The organism is Kribbella sp. NPDC050241 (assembly GCF_044459685.1).
GTDB lineage: Bacteria > Actinomycetota > Actinomycetes > Propionibacteriales > Kribbellaceae > Kribbella.
On the sequence record NZ_JBITJE010000004.1, the window covers coordinates 691,352 to 710,919 of the forward strand.

The 19,568-nt window shown below is 67.6% G+C and carries 16 protein-coding genes; 6 read left to right on the forward strand and 10 right to left on the reverse strand.

Annotation, left to right across the window (positions count from 1 at the left end; all coding sequences use genetic code 11):
- Positions 1-119: 119 nt before the first annotated feature.
- On the reverse strand, positions 120-422 hold the full coding sequence (locus ACIBG5_RS23440; protein ID WP_396393594.1) for a hypothetical protein: 303 nt from the start codon (positions 420-422) through the stop codon (positions 120-122).
- Between ACIBG5_RS23440 and ACIBG5_RS23445 the strand changes: the two genes are divergently transcribed.
- Positions 421-1,404 carry an FGLLP motif-containing membrane protein gene (locus ACIBG5_RS23445; protein WP_396393595.1) on the forward strand — a complete coding sequence of 328 codons (984 nt, stop codon included), beginning with the start codon at positions 421-423 and terminating at the stop codon, positions 1,402-1,404. The two genes, ACIBG5_RS23440 and ACIBG5_RS23445, sit on opposite strands and share 2 nt — an antisense overlap.
- A 19-nt stretch (positions 1,405-1,423) precedes the next feature.
- Here the strand turns inward: ACIBG5_RS23445 and ACIBG5_RS23450 are convergent, their stop codons facing one another.
- From ACIBG5_RS23450 to ACIBG5_RS23460, 3 genes are all read right to left on the reverse strand, one after another.
- Positions 1,424-2,770 (reverse strand): MBL fold metallo-hydrolase, encoded by a 1,347-nt coding sequence (locus tag ACIBG5_RS23450; protein ID WP_396393596.1) that lies wholly within the window; start codon positions 2,768-2,770, stop codon positions 1,424-1,426.
- On the reverse strand, positions 2,767-5,013 hold the full coding sequence (locus ACIBG5_RS23455) for a S8 family serine peptidase (RefSeq protein ID WP_396393597.1): 2,247 nt from the start codon (positions 5,011-5,013) through the stop codon (positions 2,767-2,769). The genes ACIBG5_RS23450 and ACIBG5_RS23455 overlap by 4 nt, the downstream gene beginning before the upstream one ends.
- Positions 5,014-5,242: 229 nt before the next feature.
- Positions 5,243-8,092, reverse strand: a complete 2,850-nt coding sequence (locus tag ACIBG5_RS23460; RefSeq protein WP_396393598.1) for a beta-N-acetylhexosaminidase — start codon at positions 8,090-8,092, stop codon at positions 5,243-5,245.
- A 282-nt stretch (positions 8,093-8,374) separates the two neighbouring features.
- On the opposite strand from ACIBG5_RS23460, the gene ACIBG5_RS23465 reads away from it, so the two are divergent.
- Positions 8,375-9,427: a Gfo/Idh/MocA family protein gene (locus ACIBG5_RS23465; protein WP_396393599.1), complete on the forward strand. Its 1,053-nt coding sequence runs from the start codon at positions 8,375-8,377 to the stop codon at positions 9,425-9,427.
- 1 nt (position 9,428) lies between these two features.
- Here the strand turns inward: ACIBG5_RS23465 and ppk2 are convergent, their stop codons facing one another.
- Positions 9,429-10,229 (reverse strand): polyphosphate kinase 2, encoded by an 801-nt coding sequence (ppk2, locus tag ACIBG5_RS23470; RefSeq protein WP_396393600.1) that lies wholly within the window; start codon positions 10,227-10,229, stop codon positions 9,429-9,431.
- Between the two features lie 42 nt (positions 10,230-10,271).
- Positions 10,272-10,775, reverse strand: coding sequence for a hypothetical protein (locus ACIBG5_RS23475; RefSeq protein ID WP_396393601.1), 504 nt, complete (start codon positions 10,773-10,775; stop codon positions 10,272-10,274).
- Positions 10,776-10,896: 121 nt separating this feature from the next.
- Here ACIBG5_RS23475 and ACIBG5_RS23480 point away from each other — a divergent pair, with 121 nt between their 5' ends.
- Positions 10,897-11,562 carry a Type 1 glutamine amidotransferase-like domain-containing protein gene (locus ACIBG5_RS23480; protein ID WP_396393602.1) on the forward strand — a complete coding sequence of 222 codons (666 nt, stop codon included), beginning with the start codon at positions 10,897-10,899 and terminating at the stop codon, positions 11,560-11,562.
- Between the two features lie 20 nt (positions 11,563-11,582).
- Here the strand turns inward: ACIBG5_RS23480 and ACIBG5_RS23485 are convergent, their stop codons facing one another.
- The gene (locus tag ACIBG5_RS23485; protein ID WP_396393603.1) at positions 11,583-11,924 is read right to left on the reverse strand and encodes a TraR/DksA family transcriptional regulator; all 342 of its coding nucleotides are present in this window, start codon (positions 11,922-11,924) and stop codon (positions 11,583-11,585) included.
- A 140-nt stretch (positions 11,925-12,064) separates the two neighbouring features.
- On the opposite strand from ACIBG5_RS23485, the gene ACIBG5_RS23490 reads away from it, so the two are divergent.
- The gene (locus ACIBG5_RS23490; protein ID WP_396393604.1) at positions 12,065-12,619 is read left to right on the forward strand and encodes a CHRD domain-containing protein; all 555 of its coding nucleotides are present in this window, start codon (positions 12,065-12,067) and stop codon (positions 12,617-12,619) included.
- Positions 12,620-12,663: 44 nt separating this feature from the next.
- Here ACIBG5_RS23490 and ACIBG5_RS23495 read toward each other — a convergent pair whose 3' ends face one another.
- Positions 12,664-15,357: an MGH1-like glycoside hydrolase domain-containing protein gene (locus tag ACIBG5_RS23495; RefSeq protein WP_396393605.1), complete on the reverse strand. Its 2,694-nt coding sequence runs from the start codon at positions 15,355-15,357 to the stop codon at positions 12,664-12,666.
- A gap of 112 nt (positions 15,358-15,469) precedes the next feature.
- Here ACIBG5_RS23495 and ACIBG5_RS23500 point away from each other — a divergent pair, with 112 nt between their 5' ends.
- Together ACIBG5_RS23500 and ACIBG5_RS23505 are read left to right on the forward strand one after the other, a co-directional pair.
- Complete coding sequence (locus tag ACIBG5_RS23500; protein ID WP_396393606.1) at positions 15,470-16,534, forward strand: alpha/beta fold hydrolase; 1,065 nt, start codon at positions 15,470-15,472, stop codon at positions 16,532-16,534.
- 144 nt (positions 16,535-16,678) lie between these two features.
- A complete protein-coding gene (locus ACIBG5_RS23505) occupies positions 16,679-17,554 on the forward strand; it encodes an alpha/beta fold hydrolase (RefSeq protein ID WP_396393607.1) in 876 nt (291 codons plus the stop codon).
- A gap of 1 nt (position 17,555) precedes the next feature.
- Here the strand turns inward: ACIBG5_RS23505 and ACIBG5_RS23510 are convergent, their stop codons facing one another.
- Both ACIBG5_RS23510 and ACIBG5_RS23515 read right to left on the reverse strand, forming a co-directional pair.
- On the reverse strand, positions 17,556-18,539 hold the full coding sequence (locus ACIBG5_RS23510; protein ID WP_396393608.1) for a LacI family DNA-binding transcriptional regulator: 984 nt from the start codon (positions 18,537-18,539) through the stop codon (positions 17,556-17,558).
- A 104-nt stretch (positions 18,540-18,643) separates the two neighbouring features.
- Entirely contained in the window at positions 18,644-19,414 is a 771-nt protein-coding gene (locus ACIBG5_RS23515; RefSeq protein WP_396393609.1) for a 6-phosphogluconolactonase, read from the reverse strand.
- Between the last annotated feature and the right edge of the window lie 154 nt (positions 19,415-19,568).

Below are 19,568 nucleotides of genomic sequence, written 5' to 3' on the forward strand. Positions count from 1 at the left end.
CTGAACAGGTCGACGCTTCTCGAGGCGTCCAGGGGCTGGTTCCGCGGTCAGTTCGCCGTACCGGATGACGCACCGGCCGGGGCCACCGAAGTGACGGTGGGTTGCCCGGCGTTCGGCACCTACTCGTTCACGTTCACAGTCGTCGTCCCCTCCAGGCCGACGCCAACGTCACCGACTCCAACCGTGAGCACGCCGCCCGGCACTCCGACCACGGCGACGGTGTCGCCGGTGCCGAGTTCTCCGACGACGACCACGCCTTCAGGCAGCCCGACCACAAGTGCACCGGTGCCGCCGACAACCTCGGGTGGTGCGCCGCCGACCACCTCGGCGGGACCGTCGCCGACCGCGAGCGTTCCGCCGACGACCGGTCCTCCGCCATCGCCTCCGCCGGGAAAGCACGTCAACCCGGTGCTCACGACCATGTCGGTGCCCTTTCCGGTCGACTTCCGGATGTCGCTCGTCGCAGTGCTGGCTGTGCTCGCGCTCGCCGCGCTGTTCTTTCTGCTCGTGGCGTTTCCGGCCGAGTTGTTCAACAAGACCTACGAGAACAACGAGGTCGAGATCACCAAGGCGTTCGGGTGGATGAGCGGTGTAGAGAGCGGACGAGTACGGCGCGCCTTGAGCTTCATCGGTTTCCTCGCCACCATCGCGTTGATGTCGCTGCTCCTGGCGGACCGGGAGCGGCCGGACGGCAACGTCGCGGCCGAGTTCATCGCGTTCCTGGTCGCGACCGCACTCGTCATCCTGATCTACGAAGGATCGATCGAGCTGTTCCGGCGGTCTCGCACGAATACTCCGGGCCGGCTACGAGCCTTGCCGTCCGCGTTGTTCGTCGGACTCGCGTGCTGCCTGCTCTCCTGGGGTCTGCACCTCGAACCGGCATACTTCTACGGCATGATCGCCGGGTTCGTCGCGGCCAAGGCCGCCCGGCCGCCGGCTCCGGGCAACGACGGCCCGGCCGTTCTCACCGGCGTGCTGGTTCTCGTGGCAGTGGGCGTCGCGGCCTGGATCGGCCGGTACGCGACGTACGACCGGGCGCACGGTGATCACGCCGAGTTCGCGTGGGTCGTGGGCGACGCCGTGCTGTTCTGGATCATCGTGCTCGGCGTCGAGGGACTGACGTTCGGCCTTGTTCCCTTGCGCTTTCTCGATGGCGAACGACTGCGTGACTGGCATCGGATCGCGTGGCTGCTTGCGCAGTCAGCAGCGGTGCTCTTCTTCGTGTACGTCTTCGTTGTCCAGGCTTACGGGCCCGACAGTCCTGGCATCGACGTACGGTCGGTACTTCGCGCGCTCGCCTTCTTCGCGTTCTTCGGTCTGGTGTCGGTCGGGTTCTGGCTGTACTTCCGCTGGGACGGTCGGCCGACTGCGCACTACTCCGACCACGCTGCCCCTTCGCCCTGACACCGATGTCCGCGTGACGCTACAGCTCAATGGCGAAAGAGGGTTGCAGGTCGTCGAGGACTTTCACGTCGATTCGGTCCGGGTGCTGCGACTGCGCATCCTGGGCTTCTTTGATGGCCGCTCCGAGGGCTTCCCGGCGGCTGGCGATGGTGCGGTCCTGGGAGCAGTTGAACCACAGCGTGAACGGGCCGGGGGCCTTGAGCCGAGATTCGACGATGGTTGCGATGACCCGCGGATTGGGGTTGCCGTGGGCACCGTCGCCGCAGAACACGTAGTGGTCGGCGAGCACGCGGTCAGCGAACTTCGTGCTCAGGTTGTTCTCCGAGCCGTGATGCTGGACCTTGACGATGTCACAGCGGAAAGGCCCGTCGGCCACCAGGCGCCCAGCGGCCGTCAGGCCCTCGAGGAGCTCGTCTTCGGCAGCATCCCCGGTGAGCAGGCAGGTCTTGCCGTCTTCCTCGGCGAGCAGCGTGATCGAGGCCCGGTTGGGCGGCGTCACTCGCGCCGAGTTCGACTGCGCGATGATCTCCGCCGCGGTGCCGATCGAGCTGATCAGAGCCTCAGCCTCTCCCCTCGAGGTGGGCGGGCCGGCGAGCAGGAAGTCATCGAGGCCGAGCCCGGGTCCGTCAGCCGATCCTTGCCCGTCGCCGCGCGGCCCCGCCTGCCGTCCCGAGCCGAGCAGATCCTCGAGCCACTCGCGCCAGTCCTTCCGCAGTCTGTCGAGGTGCTCTTCGGTCGGCCCCAGAACGGTGAGCGTGACGCTCCCGAAGTGCCGGCGCTGGATGGGCTCGCGTAGCCGCACGAGTTTGTTCTTGAAGCCTTTGTTGCGGGGGACTGGCGTCTGGTCGTCGACGAGGCTCATGAGTTCGATGCCGTCGGTGATGCTCTCGGTGAGGTCGACGATGGACGTGAGCGCGATCCGTGCCGGGCCGGTACTCGCGGCGTCGCTGCGAGGGGCGAGTTCGACGGCCTCGGAGATCTGCATGGCGATAGCACTGATCGGTCCGGCCAGGTCGCCGAACTGCGCTCGCCACGAGTTGTGCCAGAGTCCGTGGATCTCTGGTGGACGGGGCCGCTTGGGTTGCGGGAAGGCCGGGTTGTGTCCTTCCTTCACCTGGAAGTCGTGCACCTCCCAGGCCGCGAGGTCCTGCAGCAGCGAGATGATTCCCGAGATGTGGTCGGCGTCGATGTGGCTGACGACGACAAGGTCGAGCGGCGCGCCGTTGTCGGCGAGATCCTGCAGTACCGGGCGCGTCTGTGACTCGAAACTGGCCGTTCGCCCGCCGTCCACCAAGATGTGGTGCCCGTCCGCCGACGTGAGCAGCAGACAGTCCCCGTCCTTGGCGAAGAACACATCGAGCTTCATTGCGCGCTCACACTCTCGGTTGCGGCCGTCGACTTGACCACCATGTCGGTGAACTTCGCGGTTGCCCGCACACAGGCGGCGGCGTCGATCAGGCCGAAGCCGGTGTCGTTGCGCCAGCCGAAGGTCTGGCCGGGAAGCGGTGACGATGTCGAACGCAGGATTCCCTGGATCTGCGCGGAGGTCAGATCGGGCTTGATCCCCAGCATCAGTGCGGCGACGCCGCAGACATGAGGGCTGGCCATGCTGGTGCCGGTCATCTCGATCCACTGGACTTCGCTGTCGAAGCCCTTGGCGGCAACCACACCGGTGCCGTTCGCCGCGATATCGGGCTTGGGCCGGCCGTCCCGCGTCGGACCGCGGCTGGATGTGACATGCGCGGCGTTGCGATCGATGTCGGCGTTCGCGACGGACAGGAGGCGCTCAGCGCAGGCAAGCGAGCCGATCATGCGGTCGTCGGTGTACGAGCCCGATGCGAAGTACGACGGATAGCGCCATTGCTGTGCGGATCCGGGCACACGCCGTGGGTCGTCCCGCTCGATCCAGGCGTCGAAGCTGCCGTCGCGCACGACCGCTCCGGTGAGGCGGACACGCCACTCCCCGGAGGCGATCGGACCCAGTTGGGGGCTACCGCCCGGCTGCTGCGGCCCGAAGAACGGTGAGAGCAGCACCGAAATCCGGTTCAGCCCGTTGGCGGGGTGATAGGCCTCGTTGTAGACACTCAGGACCGTGCCGTTGCCCAGGAGCGCGTTCCGCATCATCTGGCCGAGCTTGATCGGCTCCAGCCAGGGCTGACCGGGCGGCTTGACCTCGACGTCGAAGCGGTCCTGGGGGCCGTACCAGATTTCCAGCTCGTTCTCGGAGATGTCCTGTACGCCGTCTCCGCCCACGATCCAGCCGAGTTCGCGCCGCAGGTTGGTCGCGGGAATCCTTCCGCTGGCGTGGATCCGTCCCTTGACGTATCCACGGTCGGTGGGCGAGCCGGGCTCGACCTGGCCCGCGTTGCCGGCCGCGACGGACACGCATCTGCCGCGCGTCGCCAGCGCGTTGTCGATCCACCGGGCCATGGCGCTCGAGGTGTCGTGGGCATGCCCGTTGGTCCCCAGGCTGATATTGATCGACAGCGGGAGAGGGGTGTTGTCCTGGCCGAGTTCCGCTGCCAGTTCGATCAGGTACTCGACCGCGTCGGCGATGCGCGTGGAGTCGTAGAAGCTCGACGCCGCGACAGTGTCCTCCGGGCGCAGCGCGAGAAGAACGCCCGCGATGAACGCCTTGCGAGCAACTCCGTCGTTGCCGGCGGCGATCGATGCCACATGAGTGCCATGTGATCCGATGACCATTTGCGACTGGGGCTCGAGGCTGCTGGCGGCCATGTTCCGGCTGCGCGCCCCCTCGATCGCCGCGTTCATGGCCTCACGGCGAATCTCTGATCCGTAGTCCAAGCCGTCATAACGCCCGGGAATGCGGCCGGCCGGAGAGGGGCGAGAGGAGCCCGCCTGATCCCAGATGGAAACCCAGCGAGTCACGCCTTTGTCCAGGAAGTCCGTGTGCGCGAAGTCGAATCCGCCGACGTCGATGATCCCGACCAGGACATTCTGACCGTCGTGGTGGCGAGCGCTCTCCGCCTTCACCCGTCGCGCATCGCCCGGGCCGTTCGTGATGTTGTGGCCGACCAGCGGCTCCGGACCCCGCAACGCCTGGCCTGGTTCGACGTAGGCGACGGCCGCATTGACCAGTAGGTCTCGCACGTCCCTCGCGGCGACCTCCACCACGCCTGTGTCGAGCTTCCAGCGCGACCTCTTGGCATAACGGTTGACCGCATTGATGGCATCCTGACGGACGCTCGGCGTCAGATCCCGATCGAGCTTGACGAAGAGGCTGAAGGCGACGTTCTCCGGCGGCGCCTTCTGCGGGGTCTGCGTCGCAAGGGCGATCACCTCCGCCGGCGACAGGACGGTCGGGGCTCGCGGACTCGCGGCGTCGACCGGACCATCGCCCTCGACTTCGATCGACTCGCGGAATTCACCAGGCGCGAGCGCCGCTCTGGTGGCGGGCGCGGTTCCTGTGCCATCGACCGCGGGCTCGGCCAAGGCTACGGACGGGCATTGCTCCGCCCGCGCTTGGTTGACCTCGTCGGTACCGCCCAAGAAGACGTCGAGCTTCGGCGAAAGCCGTGGATCGAGTGACCTGATTTTCGGCGCGGCCATAGCATCCCCCCTGATTCGTCCCCCAGCGCTGGTCGTCAAGTCATGAAATGCGTCATGACCGGGCCTGGGCGCTATAAGACGATGATGGACCTCATCTCGTCGACAAAGTAGTGGACAACGAACAATTGCGATCCGCGGATCCGCTGATTCATGCGTTTGGCAATTGTCCGTCGGCGGCACACGCAGGCCAGTGAGATGAGCGCGCTGTGCCGGCAACGGCCCTGCGCACTTGTGGGTGCGCAGGGCCGCTGTGTTCAGTTGCCGGCTGTCAGAGGGTGGCGCATTGGCCTGTCTTCGGGCCGGAGGCGGAGTTGGGTCGGCCTGCGTTGGTCGGGGCGGGAGAGTTGCCCGTGCAGGACAGTGGTCCGCCGATGTGGTTGCCGGAGACAATCGTCGAGCCGGTGTTGTTCTGTACGACGAGTGGGCCTGCCACGGTGGCGCCGTCGACCGTCACCTGACCCACCGAATCGCGAACCGTCACCGGACCCTGGACCGTCGTCGGCGCGCACTCGCCGTTCTGGTTGCCGAGCCAGACCCGGGTTCGACCGGTCACGCTGACCGGCCCGGCCACCGTCGTACCGCAGAGCAGAACGTTGCCTGCACCGGACGCCGTCACCGGGCCGCCGAACACGGACCCGGATGCGTAGAGCCCGGCACCCGCTGCCACGGTTACGGAGCCCGAGACCGTCGCGCCATCGAGGCACGCGACGCCCGAGGACACGGTCAACGGGCCCTCGTGTGTCCCGGTGACCATCGTCGTACAGGACGGCACGCCGGTGGCGACGAACGGCACGAGCCAGGTCTGGCCCTGACGGCTGTAGGTGACTGTCCCGTGATAGACACCGTCGGCCGGGTAGGTGTGGCTACCGCTCACGGTCATGAGGCTTCTGCCTTGACGTTGGCTCGCCACGTAGTCGCGCGCCGCGATTGTGCCGGCCTCGGCAGGGGATCCGTCGCCCCAGTCGACCATGGCGGTGAACTCACCAGGCGGAATCGATCCGGCAGCCAGGCGCCCCAGAGGTGCGTTGCTGACTGTCCTGTCGGTGCCGAAGCGGCTGACCGTGCCCATCGATTCCGGAGTCCAGTTGACCTGGGCGATGGAGCCGTAGTTCACATTCGCGAACGCCCACCGTGGTCCGGCGACGCTGAGCCGTTGCACATACGCGTCGTAGTCCTGGGTGAGCACCTTGGGCGACCAGGCCTTCTCCAGGATTCCGGCCAGCCGTGGGAAGACCATGAACTCGTTCGTGGCCAGCCCACGCATCTGCTCGCCCCAGATCGGCGCCTCGATACCGATGATGTCCTGGGCTTTCGGCCCGCCGTACGCCGGTTGCGCCCAGACGGACCGGTACTTCTCCCACACCCATTCCGGGTCCCACGTGTAGGCCTTGTCGAGTTCGGTCCGCGGCGTCCGGCCGGGCGACCCGTCGTACCCGAAGTCGAGGTAGGCGTTCCACTCCGGGGTCGTGATGACGCTGCGGCCCTGGTTGAACCACTCGGGCTTGATCAGCGGGGGACCACCGCCGGTGTAGTCGGACCAGTAGTGGTTGATCGAGGTCGAGCCCGGTGCGTAGCCCTCCAGTGCGGGGTTCCAGCCCATCATCCGCTTGCCGTTGTCGTTGACGATCGACTCCATCTGCCCGATCCACCACTTGTAGTCCTCGTGGGGCATCCCGATGGCCTCGTCGCCGCCGATGTGGACGATCGGTGCGGGCGAGATCGCGGCAAGCTGTGCGATGGCGTCTCGCCAGAACGCGAGCGCCCGCTCGCTCGCCGGGTCGTTCGGGTTGGTGCAGAACCGGTCGGTCTGGGTCTGGCCCAGGCAACCCATGACCGCGACGCCGCCCAGGGACCTGACCGCCGCCGTGGCGTGGGCCGGGCCCTCCAGTTCTGGGACGATCTCGATGAACCGGTCGGCGGCGTACTTGACCAGGCCCTTGAAGTCTTCTTGCGTGTAGAAGCCCGCGATACAGCCCGATCCGTTGCACCCGGTGCCGTCGAGAGCCGGGTAGCCCTTGATCTCCAGCCGCCAGGACTGGGAGTCACTCAGGTGCAGGTGCAGCCGGTCGCCCTTCAACGCGGCCAGTTGGTCGATCATGGACCGGATCTCGGCCACGGTCATGAAGTTGCGCGCAGGATCGAGTTGAAGACCTCGATGCGCGTAGCGCGGGTAGTCCAGGACCGTGATGGGCTGTGCGGTCCAGGGCCCTGCGCCGGCGGTGGAGGAGTTGATTGCTGCTGGCAACAGTTGCCGAAGGCTCACGAAACCGTTGAACAGACCGTGTGCTTGCGGGGCGACGATCTTCGCTCCCGCACTCGACACAGTGAGGGAATAGCCCTCGTCCGCCTTGTCCGCTGGGACACCGGACACCGGTCCCGTGCTCAGGGCGACGTCAGAGGCCGTGGCGTAACCGGTCACCACGGGAAGCACGAACCCGGTGGCCGGCCGCAGGTAGCCGGCGAGCACCTCAGCCGTCGCGGCGAGCGCACTGCTGGAGACGACGATCCGCGACGTGGCCGTGAGCTCGAACGGCTGACCGGTGCCGGCCGTCTGCTTGACCGGAACGGGGATGATCTGTCCCACGGTCGGCGGCGGCTTGGGGCCGGACCAGATCTCGAACTCGTTGAGGGTGTACCCGGTGGTCGAAGTCGTGGCCGTGGCTTGCATGCGGACGCACGAGATCGGGTCCTTGCGGTCGATCACCTGGGAATCCTTGTCGCTCGGATTCACCACATGGGTGACCGTCGACCAGGTCTGGCAGTCGGCGTCCGTGGAGACCTGCAGGTCGTACTCGGTCGGCTTGGCCGGGGACGTCCAGCGGCTGAACACCTCGTAGACCGGGGCAGGCGAGGCCAGCTTGACCTGGAACCAGTCCTGGGTCGGGTCGTAGCCGCTGCCGATCGATGCGTAGTTCGAGGTCCATCCGTTGTGCACGAACACGTCGATCGCGTTGGCGGGTGCGTACGTCGCCGCCGGTGCGGTCATGCGTTGGGACTTGGCAGAGGCGACCGCGCCCGGCAGCAGGGCGAGGTTGACGCTGTCGGGTGTCTCGGCGTACGTCGTGGGTGTGCCGGCGGAAGCCTGTCCCACGGTGAGTGGGACCAGGGTTGCGGCCACCAGCGCACCGATGGTCAGAGCGGGGACAGCGCGAGGCCGAGACCGATGGCCTGCATCGGGTCTCCCCTCGGGTTTCGGCGCAAAGAACGAGAATCTCACGTCACTCCTTACCGGTGCAGGGCGGTGTCACGCGGTCCCGGAGGGCGACCGTACCGGCGATTTTCCGTCCCGGTCCCCGCCTGTGCAAGAGCCCGGGCCGGCCCGACTCGCCGGGGCTGGCAAGCGTTTGCCGATCTGGCATAGGGTGAGCGTTGAAACGTTGCCGAATCGGGAGGAATCCGGGTGACTTCCACGCACGCAGTCAGGTTCGCCGCGGTCGGGCTGGATCACGCGCACATCTTCGGGCAGATCGCGGGTCTGGTCGGGGCCGGTGCGGAGTTCGTCGCGATGGCGACCGACGATCCCGCGGCCGCGATCGCGACCCGGGTCCGCGAGCGGTATCCCGACGTTGCGGTGGTCGAGAGTCCGGACGACCTGATCGGCCAGGACGGGATCGACCTGATCGTGACCGCCGCCGTACCGGATCGACGGGGACCGATCGCCGTCGCGGCGTTGCTGGCCGGCAAGGACGTCGTGACCGACAAGCCCGGCTGTGTCAGTCTCGAGCAGCTGGAGGAGATCGAGAAGGCGGTCGGTCAGAGCGGGCGGTTCTGGTCGGTGACGTTCTCCGAGCGGTTCGAGGTTGCCAGTGTGGTCAAGGCCGGTGAGCTGGTCCGCGAGGGCCGGATCGGGACCGTGGTGCAGACCATCGGGCTCGGGCCGCACCGCGTCGGGGACCGCGGTCACCTCGGTGGTGGAGCCGGCCGTCCGGACTGGTTCTACGACAACAGCCGGTACGGCGGCATCCTCACCGACATCGCCTCCCACCAGATCGACCAGTTCCTCTGGTTCACCGGTGCACGGACCGCCGAGATCGTGGCGAGTACGGTCGGGAACTTCGGCAACCCGGACGAGCCGGGCCTGCAGGACTTCGGTGAGATCCTGCTGCGCAGCGACAACGCCCAGGGGTACATCCGGGTCGACTGGTACACGCCGGCCGGCCTGCCGACCTGGGGCGACGGCCGCCTGATGATCCTCGGCACCGACGGCTACATCGAGCTGCGCAAGTACGTCGACATCGCGGGCCGCGACGGCGGCGACCACCTGTTCCTGGTCAACCAGGAAGGCACGCAGTACATCGACTGCTCGGACGTCGAGACGACGTACTATCCCGACCTGGTCCGCGACGTCCGCGAACGAACCACCACAGCCGCCCCACAGGCCCACACCTTCGAAACCATGCGCCTGGCCCTGAAGGCCCAGCAACAAGCAACGATCCGCGGCGCGGCCCGATGACCTAGAGCCCGGCCGCGTGGTCGGGGACCTGGGTCTGCATCTCTCGCGGGGTTCGCTCGTAGCCCTTCGACGGTGGGCGTGGCGGCAGGCCCAGCGGTGGCCGCTGGACTTCGTAGTACGGGATGGTCGACAGCAGGTGCGCGATCATGTTGATCCGGGCTGAGCGCTTGTCCTCGCTCTCGACGACGTACCACGGCGCCTCCGGGATGTCGGTGTGCACGAACATCTCGTCCTTGGCGCGGGAGTAGTCCTCCCAGCGGCTGATCGACTCCAGGTCCATCGGTGACAGCTTCCACTGCCGCATCGGATCCTCGAGCCTGCGGCGGAACCGGTTCTCCTGCTCGCTGTCACTGACCGAGAACCAGTACTTGCGCAGCAGTACGCCGTCCTCGACCAGGAGCCGCTCGAAGATGGGGGACTGGTGCAGGAACCGGGCGTACTCCTGGTTGGTACAGAAGTCCATCACGCGCTCGACGCCGGCCCGGTTGTACCAGGAGCGGTCGAACAGCGCGATCTCGCCGCCGGCCGGGAGATGCTCGATGTACCGCTGGAAGTACCACTCGGACCGCTCCCGTTCGGTCGGAGCCGGCAGCGCCACGATCCGCGCCACCCGTGGGTTGAGGAACTGCGTCACCCGCTTGATCGTGCTGCCCTTCCCGGCCGCGTCCCTGCCCTCGAAGACCACCACCACGCGGGTCTTCTCGACCCGGACCCATTCCTGCAGCTTCACCAACTCGGCCTGCAGTCGCAGCAACTCCCGCTGGTACACCTTCTTCGGCAACCGCTTCTTCGCGCCACTCATCCCTGAACCATCTCGCACGATCTCTGACCGGGATAGGTCAAGTCAGTGGATGAGCACCTCGAGAATGACGATGAGGATGCCGAACGTCGCGTTCACGGCGCCGGTGGTCAGCGCCATCGGCCAGCCCCAGCGCTGGCGGCGGGCGAACATGATTCCCCAGCCGAGGAGCTGCGCGACACCGCACCACAGCATCAGCAGGACCGCCGAACGGTCCGGCAGTACGTCGAGGGCCCCGAGCGCCAGGATTGCCAGGGCCGGCAGCGGTCCGGTCACCAGGGGCCACTCTTCGGCCATCGCACTGCGCACCGCACGCCAGTCGAGGCCGTCCGCTGCATTGAGATGGTGAGCGAGCGCGTTGGCGTAGACATGTGCCAGCCAGAAGATGACCAAGGTCATGACGGTCACCACCAGCAGCCGGCTGATGGCGGTCTGCTTCGCCCCGCCGGCAACCACGGCCATCGACGCGATGGTGCCATAGATCGCGCCGGCCGAGGACCACGCCCGACCTGTACGCCGCCCTGCCTCGTGTTCCCTTGCCTCGCTCATGTCGACGCTCTCCAACGACGGGTTCGACGCACCGGCTGCGCTATGGTCCAGTCTGTCTTGTCATCACCGATCTCCCGTCCCTCGAGGAAAGTGTCATGACCTCTACGTCCAGGAGGCAAGCGTGAGGCTTCTTCTCACTTCCGGCGGTGTCACGAACCCGAGCATTCACGACGCGCTCGTCGACCTGCTGGGCAAACCGATCGCCGACTGCAACGCCCTCTGCGTCCCGACCGCGCAGTGGGGCCACCCGGCGTGCGGGCCGGCGTCGGTGCGTGGCTTCGTTGCCGGCGTACCTCCATGGGACATGGGCAGCCTGGGATGGAAGTCAGTGGGCGTGCTGGAACTCACCGCGCTGCCCAGTATCGGTGAGCAGCGCTGGGTCCCTTGGGTGCGGGAGGCCGACGTACTACTGGTCGACGGAGGCGACGCGACGTACCTGTGCCACTGGATGCGGCAGTCCGGGCTGGTGGACCTGCTGCCGTCGCTGCCCGAGATGGTCTGGGTGGGGGTGAGTGCCGGCAGCATGGTGATGACACCACGGATCGGTGATGACTTCGTCGAGTGGCAGTCCGCGCCAGACGACCGCACGCTGGGGATCGTCGACTTCTCGATCTTCCCGCACCTGGGTCACGAGTCCATGCCGGACAACACCATGGCCGAGGCGGAGAGGTGGGCCGCCGACATCGCGGGTCCGGCGTACGCGATCGACGACCAGACGGCCATCAAGGTCACCGACGGCACCGTCGAGGTCATCTCCGAGGGACAGTGGAAGCGGCTCGACTCCTAGAGCCCTGCGTCTCAGCCGGATCAGCTTGAAGAGGCGCATCCGATGCAGGTGCGTGCCGTCGGTCTCGCCTCGAGCCTGGCTTTCGCGATCGGCTGTCCGCACCGTTCACAGATCCCGTAGGTGCCGGCCGCCAGCCGATCGCTCGCCGCCTCGACCTCTGCCAGGTGACCCTGGACCTGCAGTACGAGCGCTGAGACCTGCGACCTCTCGAACGCGATCGTCGCACCTTCAGGATCGTGCTCGTCGTCGGCGTTGGCGTCACGGGAGGCCGCCACCACGTCGTCGAAGTCGCCGGTCAGGCCAGCGAGGCGCCGGAGCGCTTGTCGCTGTTCGGCCTCCAGCAGCTCGCGAACCGTGTCCATCCCTCCATGCTGACACCGCCGGCGATGATATCGACGCTGATGCCGCCAGGCACCGGCCGCCTACGTGACTGAACCCTCCAGGTCCCGACATCGTTCATTGGAGTGTGACCACGATCACACCTCGGTGAGGGAGGGAGCACATGGTGGCAAGACGAGCACGTTGGGTGGCTGCGGCCTTCGCGATCGGGCTGGCGGCCACGGCGACAGGCAGTGTGGCGACGGCGGGACGGGAAGACGCGGGCAGCACGCCGAACACGATCCGCGAGCAACTGACCGGCTACGAGGAGGACCCGGCGCCGATCTCGACGAACGGCAGCGGACGGTTCCAGGCCCAGATCAACGACCGGGCCAAAACGATCACCTATCGCCTCAGCTACACCACGTTGGAGGGCGCGGTCCAGCAGGCGCACATCCACTTCGGCGGTAAGGCGCAGAGCGGCGGGATCAGCGTGTTCCTGTGCACCAACCTGGGCAACGGCCCCGCGGGGACCCAAGCGTGCCCCGCGGCACCGGCGACCATCACGGGCACGATCAGGCCGGCCGACGTCATCGGTCCGGCGGCCCAGAGCCTGATCGCCGGCCAGTTCGACGACCTGGTCAAGGCGATCCGGAACGGCACGACGTACGTCAACGTGCACAGCAGCCTGTTCACGGGCGGTGAGATCAGGAGCCAACTGGACCACCACCACAACTGACCGACGAAACTCAGCCCTGAGGGTGGGCCGAAACGGCCCGCCCTTCAGCTGTCGCTGCCCATCGTGCGGAGGACATCGCCGATGGACTGCACCGACCCGTGCCTGCGCCGGATCAGGTCGGCCACGATCCCGGTCCAGCCGGTCTGATGCGCGGCGCCCAGACCGGCGGCGTTGTCGCCGTGGAAGTACTCGTGGAACATCAGGTTGTCCTTCCAGTTCGGGTCGCTCTGCAGCCGGTCGACCCCGCCGAAGCATGGCCGCCGGCCGTCCGGGCCGACGAGGAAGATCGACACCAACCGGGCGAACAGGTCGTCGGCGATGGCGTCGAGAGCGAGCAGTTCGCCCGATCCGGTGGGGTACTCGACCTTCAGGTCATCGCCGAAGAAGCGGTGGTAGCGCTGCACGGCGGTGGTCGCGAGGAAGTTCAGCGGGAACCACACGGGCCCGCGCCAGTTCGAGTTGCCGCCGAACATGTCCGTGGTCGATTCGGCCGGTTCGTAGTCCACCGTGGCGCGCATCCCCTCCACCTCGAGGGTGTACGGATGGTCGCGGTGGTAGGCGGAGATCGAGCGCAGTCCGTGGGGCGACAAGAACTCGTCGGGGTCGAACAGCTTGCCGAACAGGCGCAGTACCTGCTCAACGCCGACGGCTCCCATCAGCAGCCGCTGCTGCCCGGCGTCGCCCCGCAGTACGCCGGCGTCCGCCAGACTCTCGCGGTCGCGCAGGCCCTGGCGATCGAGGAACTCGGCGAACTGCTTGCCCGGGGCAACAGCTCGCTCGATCAGCTGGTCGTCGATCACGGCCACCGCCAGCATCGGGATGATGCCGACCATCGAGTGCACCTTCACCGGTACGACGCCGCCCGGGGTGGCAATCCGGTCGTAGAACAGGCCGTCGGTCTCGTCCCACATTCCCTGCTGCGCCATCGCGGTGCGAATCGCGGCGAAGTGTTCGAGGAACTTGTGGACCAGGTCGCGCGCGGGCCGGTGCCCGGTCCGGTTCAGGATCGCCGCGATCGTCGTCATCGCCAGCGCGTAGGCCGCCATCCAGCCGGTGGCGTCGGCCTGTTCGAGCACCCCGCCGACCGGCAGATGCGAACGGTCGAGCGGGCCGATGTTGTCCAGCCCGAGGAACCCGCCCTCGAACAGGTTCGACCCGTCGGCGTCCTCCCGGTTGACCCACCAGGTGAAGTTGACCAGCAGCTTGTCGAAGATGCGGCTGAGGAAGTCCAGATCGCGCCCACCGTCGATGGCGAACACCTCGAGCGCCGCGAACGCCTGGACCGGCGGGTTCACGTCGCTGAAGTCCCACTCGTACGCCGGGAGGGCGCCGTTCGGATGCTGGAACCACTCGCGGCATACCAGCAGCAGCTGATTCTTGGCGAAGTCGGGATCGACGTGGGCCAGCGCGATGCAGTGGAACGCGAGGTCCCAGGAGGCGAACCAGGGGTACTCCCACTTGTCCGGCATCGACATCACGTCGAAGGCGCTGAAGGTGCGCCATCGGTGGTTGCGCGCGGTGTGCCGCGAAGCCGGCGGCACCGGCTGTCCCGGGTCGCCGTCCAGCCAGCGGGCAACGTCGTAGTAGTAGAGCTGCTTGCTCCACAGCAGCCCGGCGAAGGCCTGCCGCATCACCATCGCCTCGTCGGGCGAGGCGGCCGCCGGGGTGAGATCGGCGTAGAACTCGTCAGCCTCCGCCCGGCGGGTCCTGACGACCTCCTCGTACTCCGATCCGAGCGCGGTCGCGGAGTCGGCCCCTGATCCTGCCGGACGCAGTCGTAGCCGCAGCTCCGCGGTCGAACCCGGAGCGAGGTCGACGCGATACCAGGCCGCGCACTTGGTGCCGCGCAGAGCGGGATCGACGGTGGGCGCACCGGTGACGACGTGGTCGTTGATGCCGTCCTTCGGGTACGGCGTCGACCCGGCAACGCCGTACAGGCGCTGGATGTTGGTCTCGTTCTCACAGAACAGCAGAGTCGGCGTGGTCCCGTCCGGCCCCGGTGCGGCCAGTAGTTCCAGCTCGCCCAGGGATGCATGCGAGACGCGAACGCTCGATTCACCGGTCGCGGCGAGCTCGGGTCGTTGCGCATCCGGGCTCCACGACCAGGTGTTGCGGAACCAGGCCGTCGGCAGGACGTGGAGTGTCTCCGGGTCCGGTCCGGCGTTCGTGACCTGGATCGACATCAACAGGTCGGTCGGGCTCGCCTTGGCGTACCGCACCTCGACGATCCAGTAACGATCCTCGTCGAACGCGCCGGTGTCGAGGAGCTCGTACTCCGGATCGTGCTTGCCGCGCCTGCCGTTCTCGGCGCGCAGGTCTTCGTACGGGAACGCGCGCTGCGGGTAGTGGTAACGCCAGCGGTTCCAGGCATGGCTCGGTACGGCGTCGAGGTACCACCAGTAGTCCTTGACGTCCTCGCCGTGGTTCGCCTCCGCGCCGGTCAGGCCGAACGGCCGTTCCTTGAGGATCGGGTCGCTCCCGTTCCACAACGCCAGCCCCATGCACAGCCGTTGCTCGATGTCGCTGAACCCGGCCAGCCCGTCCTCGCCCCACCGGTACGCCGTGGATCGGGCGCGGTCGTGCGAGAGGTAGCCCCACGCCTCGCCGTCGGCGCTGTAGTCCTCCCGCACCGTTCCCCACTGACGCTCGCTGAGGTATGGACCCCACAGATACCAATCGCTCCGGTCACCTGCCATCCGCTCGTGCTCCACTCCGGACGCGTGAGGCTCTGTCGTCACGTGGCCCTCCCAGCGATGGTGCTACCGGCCTGTGCCCATTGTTCGGCAGCCGCGCCACCTCCCGCCTCGTCTGCGGCTGATGATGCGGGGCTGCTCTCGCTACGATCGGGAGATGCGACACAAGGTCGGCTACTGTGCGGCGCCGGATGCGGTGAAGCTGGCGTACGCCGTCCATGGTGACGGCCCGCCGATCGTCAGGGTGGCGACGTGGATGAGCCATCTGGAGTTCGAATGGGAGAGCCCGGTATGTCGCCATTGGCTGGACGCTCTCGGGGACGGTCACACCCTGGTCCGGTACGACGAGCGCGGCTGCGGGCTCTCGGATCGCGACGTCGACGACATCTCGTTCGATGCCTGGGTGGCCGACCTCGAAGCCGTGGTCGATGCGGCCGGCCTCGACCGGTTCGCGCTGCTCGGCGTCTCGGCCGGTGCGGCGGTCGCGATCGCGTACGCGGCTCGTCATCCCGAGCGGCTCACGCATCTGGTCCTCTACGGGGGATACGCGCGCGGCCGGACACTTCGGGGTGTGAGCGAGCGCCGGCTGCAGGAGGCGCTGGTCGCCGCGATCTCCGCCGGCTGGACCGATCCCGATCCGACGTTCCGGCACCTCTTCAGCATGCTGTTCCTGCCAGCCGGCACGGCCGAGCAGATGGGGTGGTACGACGACTTGCAGCGACACTCCACCTCGGCCGCGACCGCAGTACGTCTCTACGACGCGCGTGGCCGCCTCAACGTGGTGGAGCTCGCAGCTCGGGTGCGGACGAGGACGCTGGTCGTACACGCAGCAGCTGACCGAGTCGTGCCGGTGGACGAAGGCCGGCTGCTCGCCACCTTGCTCCCCGGAGCGCAGCTTGTCCTCCTGGAGTCGGCGAACCACATCCTGCTGTCGGATGAGCCCGCGTGGGCGAACTTCGTCGCGGAGTTGCGTGCCTTCCTCGGGACGGAACCGGCCACCGCGCGGCCCGGAGCCGGAATCGATGAGCTCAGCCCGCGGGAGCTGGACGTGCTCGCGCTCGTCGCGGCCGGACTGACGAACGACGTGATTGCCGACAGGCTGAGCCTCAGCGTCCGGACTGTCGAGCGTCATCTGACCAACACGTACGTCAAGCTGCATGTCTCGGGCAAGGCGGGACGCGCGGCCGCGGCGGCCAGGTTCTCCGAGACGCAGCGTCGCTGATCGGGGCTGCTGCTGCGTGTTGGCCGCCAGCCCGCCGCCGCGGCATTGCGTGCTGGCTCCGATGCGAGCGACTCGTACGGCTGCCTACCTTCACAGGTATCAGGGCAAGCGCCCGGGTCCCGGGCACTTCGAAGGAGGCATTCGATGGAGCACATGGTCAGTTCTGACCGGGCGTCGGCGGTTCTCGCCGAGCCGACAGCGACGTACGACGTCCGCGGCGGGGGAGGCGTCAGGCTGCACGCCCGGGAGTGGGGAAACCGCCAAGGGCGTGCAGTTGTCTTCATTCACGGCTGGTCGGCCAGTCATATGTGCTGGGCGCACCAGATGCAGGGCCGGCTCGCCGACGACTTTCGTCTGGTGGCGTTCGACAACCGGGGTCACGGCATGTCCGAGAAGCCGTTGGGCGCGGACAGCTATCGCGACCCGCAGTTGTGGGCGGACGACCTCGCCGCGGTCATCGATCAGTTGGGCCTCGACCGGCCGGTGCTGGTCGCCTGGTCGTACGGCGGGTTCATCGTCTCCGACTACATCCGGGCGTACGGCGAGGACCGGATCGGTGCCATCAACCTGGTCGGGGCCGCCGTCATGCTGAAGCCGCCCACCTTCGACCACATCGGTCCCGGTTTCCTCGAGAACGCTCCGGACGCGAGCATGCCCGACCTGGCCACGAACATCGCCGCCGTACGACGCTTTCTCGGCGTCTGCACCGCCGAGCCGCTCGAGCCGGACGACTGGAGCGCGGCCCTGGCCTGGAACATGGTCGTTCCTCCCGAGGTGAGGGGGGCGTTGATCTCGCGCGAGATCGACAGCGACGACGTACTGTCCGCGCTCTCCGTGCCCGTGCTGGTCACCCACGGAATGTCCGACAGCATCGTGCTCCCCTCAATGGGCGAACACGTCCTCAACGTCTGCAAACCCGCCAGACCGTCTCGGTACGAAGGCATAGGCCACATGCCCTTCACCGAGGCCCAACCCCGCTTCGACCACGAGCTCGCCGAACTCGCCGCCGACGTCGCCTGACTCAGGTCGTCGGGGCCGGTCCCGACGACTGGCGCGGGGTGAAGTCCCCTTGGATCCGGAGCGAGTCCGGCTGCTTCCCCGCCATCACCTCGCCCAGCAGATCCACCGCGGCCGCGCCGAGCCTCCCGATCGGCGCGCTCACGGTGCTGAGCTTCGGCGTGAGAACCCTGGCCAGCAGTACGTCGTCGCAGCCGACGATGGACCGATCGCCCGGCACGGAGAGTCCCCGTTCGGCAAGTCCCGCGACGACGCCGCAGGCGGTCAGGTCGTCGAAGGCGAAAGCCGCCGTCGCGGGGGAGTCGGCGAAGGCCGCCGCGCCCTCCCTGCCCCCTTCGTACGAGGCCTCGAAAGGCCCGAGCTCGATGAGCTCGACATCGGCTGAGGCAGCCCACTTCCTGATCGCAGAGGCACGCTGCCGGGCCGCCCAGGACGCCGATGGACCGTGCAGGAGGGCGACCGTCTCGTGGTTCAGGTCGCGAAGGTGGTCGCCGGCCTGCGCGAGCGCCGCCGAGTTGTCACAGATCACCGTGGTCGAATGCATCATTTCCCGGTTCACCACGATCGCCGGGGTGGAGCCGAGCGCGTCGCGCAGCCGGGCCGGGGTGCCGCGTGGCGACGCCACGATCACGCCGTCCACCTGCCCTGCCAGTCGCCGGATGAGCGCGGCCTCGGCGGAGGTGCTCTCTCCCGCGTCCACCATGATCACCGAGGCGTCGTTGTCCGCCGCCGCCTGCTGGATCGCGCGGACCAGCGGCGGGAAGAAAGGATTGGTGATGTCGGGGATGAACAGCCCGATGGCGCCCGTACGGCCGGTGGCCAGGCGGCGTGCCGACTTGTTCGGCTGATAACCCAGCTCATCGGCCTTCGCGAGGATGCGCGCTCGGACGTCGTCTCGCACCTGGTCCGGACGGGTGAAGGCCCGGGACACCGTGGACCCCGACACCCCGAGGGCGTCGGCGATCGAGTAGATGGTGACCTTCGTCATGGGTCGGCTTCCTTCTGCTCTCCGGCACCGGCGCGATCGGCACTCGCCCCCGCGTGCACTCTATCGACATCACGGCACCTCTCACGCAGCTCGGGAAGGTGCGGTCAGGCGCCCAGAGTCGCGCGCAGCCGGCTTGCGGCGTCCGCGTCGAGATAGAGGGTGCAGCCCGGGTGGGTGCGGAGGATGGTGCTCGGGCAGTGCTCGCCCAGTGGGTCGAGCAGAGTGGCCCGAACGGCCTCGGCTTTGCTTTCCTTCGACACGACACAGAACAGTCGGGCCGCGTCGAGCAGCCGGGGAACGCTGAGCGTCAATGCACGTGTGGGTACGTCGTCGAAGGAGTCGAAGCATTCGTCGTCGACCTGCTGTTGCCGGCAGATCTCGTCGAGCTCGACAACCTTCACAGGCTGCGGGTCGTCGAAGTCCGCGACGGGCGGATCGTTGAAGGCGATATGGCCGTTGACGCCGATGCCCAGGCAGACGATGTCGATGGGTGCCGCCGCGAGCAGCTCCGCGTAGCGACGGGCTTCGGCGGCCGCCCCGCCGGTCGGGTCGAGCACATGTGCGGTGCCCAGTGGCACCCGATTCCACAGCGCCTTCTTGAGCCAATTGCCGAATCCGGCCGGATCGTCGGCGTCGAGCCCTATGTATTCGTCCATATGGAATGCCGTCACGGCGGACCAATTGATATCCGGTTCGGCCAGTAATGCATTGATGGTCTCTGCCTGACTCGGTGCGGAGGCGAAGATCACTCGTGCTTCACCCTTGCGGGAGATGACCCGGCGCAGCTCGGCCGCGATATCGGCTGCGGCCGCTCGGCCCGTCGCGACGGGATCGGAGAAGATGCGCACCCAAGGCTCGATCGTTGGCGTTGTCATGCTGCATAGCTTGGGCTGCAACCGCTTGCAGGTCAAGCCGCGTGGACGCGGCTCCGAGCCCGTCCGCAGCTGCGCCGGTGTCGAACGGCCAGGCGGTGCGGCCGCCTGAGCGGTCGGGAAGTCGTTGACCTGCAAGCGGTTGCATGCTCTAATG

Coding starts and splice junctions, on each gene's coding strand:
- ACIBG5_RS23445 (WP_396393595.1), top strand. CDS start 421: ATGTCGGTGCCCTTTCCGGTCGACTTCCGGATGTCGCTCGTCGCAGTG.
- ACIBG5_RS23440 (WP_396393594.1), bottom strand. CDS start 422: ATGGTCGTGAGCACCGGGTTGACGTGCTTTCCCGGCGGAGGCGATGGC.
- ACIBG5_RS23450 (WP_396393596.1), bottom strand. CDS start 2,770: ATGAAGCTCGATGTGTTCTTCGCCAAGGACGGGGACTGTCTGCTGCTC.
- ppk2 (WP_396393600.1), bottom strand. CDS start 10,229: ATGAGTGGCGCGAAGAAGCGGTTGCCGAAGAAGGTGTACCAGCGGGAG.
- ACIBG5_RS23475 (WP_396393601.1), bottom strand. CDS start 10,775: ATGAGCGAGGCAAGGGAACACGAGGCAGGGCGGCGTACAGGTCGGGCG.
- ACIBG5_RS23485 (WP_396393603.1), bottom strand. CDS start 11,924: ATGGACACGGTTCGCGAGCTGCTGGAGGCCGAACAGCGACAAGCGCTC.
- ACIBG5_RS23490 (WP_396393604.1), top strand. CDS start 12,065: ATGGTGGCAAGACGAGCACGTTGGGTGGCTGCGGCCTTCGCGATCGGG.
- ACIBG5_RS23500 (WP_396393606.1), top strand. CDS start 15,470: ATGCGACACAAGGTCGGCTACTGTGCGGCGCCGGATGCGGTGAAGCTG.
- ACIBG5_RS23505 (WP_396393607.1), top strand. CDS start 16,679: ATGGAGCACATGGTCAGTTCTGACCGGGCGTCGGCGGTTCTCGCCGAG.
- ACIBG5_RS23510 (WP_396393608.1), bottom strand. CDS start 18,539: ATGACGAAGGTCACCATCTACTCGATCGCCGACGCCCTCGGGGTGTCG.
- ACIBG5_RS23515 (WP_396393609.1), bottom strand. CDS start 19,414: ATGACAACGCCAACGATCGAGCCTTGGGTGCGCATCTTCTCCGATCCC.